Source organism: Streptomyces sp. NPDC003327 (assembly GCF_053589515.1).
Genome location: NZ_JBSFSA010000099.1, coordinates 1 through 2,362 on the forward strand (window position 1 = coordinate 1; position 2,362 = coordinate 2,362).

Here is a 2,362-nt window from a genome sequence, read left to right on the forward strand (position 1 = left end):
CGGGCGGGCTCCCCGCCGCCCGCCTGCCGGGCGGCCGCCGCGGAACCCGACCCGGAGCCGGCGCCGGAGCCCTGGCCGGACCCCGTTGCCGGGGCGGCGCCCAGCGCCGCCACCTCCACCTGCCGCCCGCCGCCCCTGCCGAGCCCGAAGGCGCGGTGCTGGCGGTTGAGCGCCTTGATCTGTGCCCGGTCGAGCTTGGCCTGCTCGCGCCGGCGGATCCGGTTCTGCTCCTTCTCCCGCCGGTCCTCGCGCACCTCGTCGACGGCCTCGTCCAGGGTCCGTACGCCCTCCAGGAGCATCAGCGACCAGGCCGCGAACGTCTCCCGGGGTGCCCGCAGCCACCGTACGATCCGGATCTGCGGCAGCGGGCGCGGGACCAGGCCCTGCTCGCGGAGCGCCGCCCGGCGGGTCTGCTTGAGCGCCCGGTCGAAGAGGACCGCCGCCGACAGGGACATCCCGGCGAAGAACTGCGGAGCCCCGTCGTGGCCCAGGCCCCGGGGCGCGTGGACCCAGTTGAACCAGGCCGCGGCGCCCGCGAAGAGCCAGACGAGGAGCCGCGAGCCGAGGGCCGCGTCGCCGTGGCTCGCCTCGCGGACGGCGAGGACCGAGCAGAACATGGCGGCGCCGTCGAGGCCGAAGGGGACCAGGTACTCCCAGCCTCCGGTCAGGTTGAGGTTCTGCCGGCCGAAGCCGACGAGCCCGTGGAAGGAGAGCGCCGCCGCGACCGCGGCGCAGCAGAACAGCAGGCCGTACGAGGCGAATCCGTAGACGGCTTCCTTGCGACGGCGGCGTTCCTCGCTGCGCTCCCAGGAGTCCTCGGCCGCGGCCTGGTCACCGGCGCGCTTTCCGCGCGCGAGCACCGCCACCGCCGTCAGGACTCCGGCCACCATCACGCCACCCGGAAGCAGCCAGTCCAGCGATATGTCGGTCAGTCTCATGCGGTGTCCCTCGCATCGCAGTAGGGCGTTTGGCCGCCCATACTGGCCGACCCCGTGCGGCGCACACCGGGTTTCGGGGCAAGTGCACGCCATCGGGGCCGCAGGACATGCGAATAGGTGCGATCTGGTCGAACGCCTGCCCAGCTAAAGGGAATTGAGTTCGATTTACGTCACCCGGAAGGGTGGCGTAATCCCCCGGGAGGGGTCAGGCGGTCTCCGCCAGACGGCGGACCCGCTCCGCGTCGCACGTCCGCGGGCAGGTGAGGCACGTGTCCTCGGGGCGCAGCGTGTAGAAGAAGCAGCAGGAGGCCCGGTCCCGGGTGGCCCGCGGCGTGCCGTCCGGCAGCTCGGCCCCGGGCAGTTCGCGGAAGCCCGCGGGCCCCACGTACGGCTTGGCGGTGCGCGGCACGAGGAGTTCGAGCTCGGCCTTCGCCCGCTCCTCCTCGCCGAGCAGCGCCGCGACGTACCAGAGGCCCTCGACGATCTCGTCGGTGGCCATCCCCCACAGGGCCCTGCGGCCCCGGCGCATCCGGCTGCCGAAGCCGTCGAGGACCACCTCGAAGTGCTCGGCGAGCGAGGACCGCACCTCGGCGCGCAGCGCCTCCTCGTCGGCGACGATCCGGGCGCCGGGCAGGGCGGCGGCGGGGTCGCCCGGCAGGCAGGCGAACTCCTCGACGCGGACCGTCATGCGGCCGAGCGCCCGCTGGAAGGAGACGTTCCGGGCGGGCAGACGGGGCACCCTGCGGTGCAGGAACCACGGCACGGTGACGAGCAGGCAGGCGGGCCAGGCGTACCGGTGCAGTCCGAAGCTCGCGACGACGTCGGGGCGGCCCCGGGTGCCGTAGTCGCGCAGCACCTGCGCGTCGTCCCAGGCGAGGAAGGCGTCGAGGGCGGGCCCGCCCGCCCCCAGCTCGTCCGCGCCGACCCAGCCCGCGCCGCGCGGCAGCCGCGCGTCCCCGGCCGACTCCGCTATCCGCAGGCCGGGGAAGACCTCGGACAGCCGGGCGTAGGAGGCCGCGACGGGCGAGGTGAGGGGAGCGGGCAACAGGGCGGGGACGGTCATGCGGACCACCGAATCGCGATCGTTAGCAGGTAAGCCTTACCTTACCCGAAACGCGATCGCTGCTCACCACCCGCGGCCGCCGCCGCGGGGGAGCGCCCTGTTCGCCTATCGTGCACACGGGACCCCGGCTTCGCGAGCCGGGCCCGGCACGAGGCCGCAGGAGGACCCGAGTGGAGCAGGGCGCAGCGCACGAGCGGGCGACGGAACGGCCGTCCCCGCCGTTCGCCGACCCCGCCCGGACCGAGGACGAAACCGTCGTACGGGTACGGGGTACGGCTCCGGGCCCGGCGTCGTCGCCCGCGTCGACGGGTACGGCCGCGACCCCGGCCCCGGCCCCGGCCCCGGCCGCGACCCCGGCCCC

3 protein-coding genes are annotated in these 2,362 nt (G+C 75.1%); 1 reads left to right on the plus strand and 2 read right to left on the minus strand.

Annotated elements, in window-relative coordinates; all coding sequences use genetic code 11:
* Both ACWDVG_RS31575 and ACWDVG_RS31580 read right to left on the minus strand, forming a co-directional pair.
* A partial coding sequence (locus ACWDVG_RS31575) for a DUF2637 domain-containing protein (RefSeq protein ID WP_451704354.1) occupies window positions 1-938 on the minus strand: 938 nt, incomplete at its 3' end.
* Between the two features lie 205 nt (window positions 939-1,143).
* On the minus strand, window positions 1,144-2,001 hold the full coding sequence (locus tag ACWDVG_RS31580) for a (2Fe-2S)-binding protein (RefSeq protein WP_451704356.1): 858 nt from the start codon (window positions 1,999-2,001) through the stop codon (window positions 1,144-1,146).
* A 170-nt stretch (window positions 2,002-2,171) separates the two neighbouring features.
* Between ACWDVG_RS31580 and ACWDVG_RS31585 the strand changes: the two genes are divergently transcribed.
* On the plus strand, window positions 2,172-2,362 hold a 191-nt coding region (locus ACWDVG_RS31585; protein ID WP_451704358.1), incomplete at its 3' end, for a hypothetical protein.

Bases quoted from the DNA above. Each gene is read 5' to 3' on its own strand.
- ACWDVG_RS31580 (WP_451704356.1), bottom strand. From the start codon at position 2,001: ATGACCGTCCCCGCCCTGTTGCCCGCTCCCCTCACCTCGCCCGTCGCG.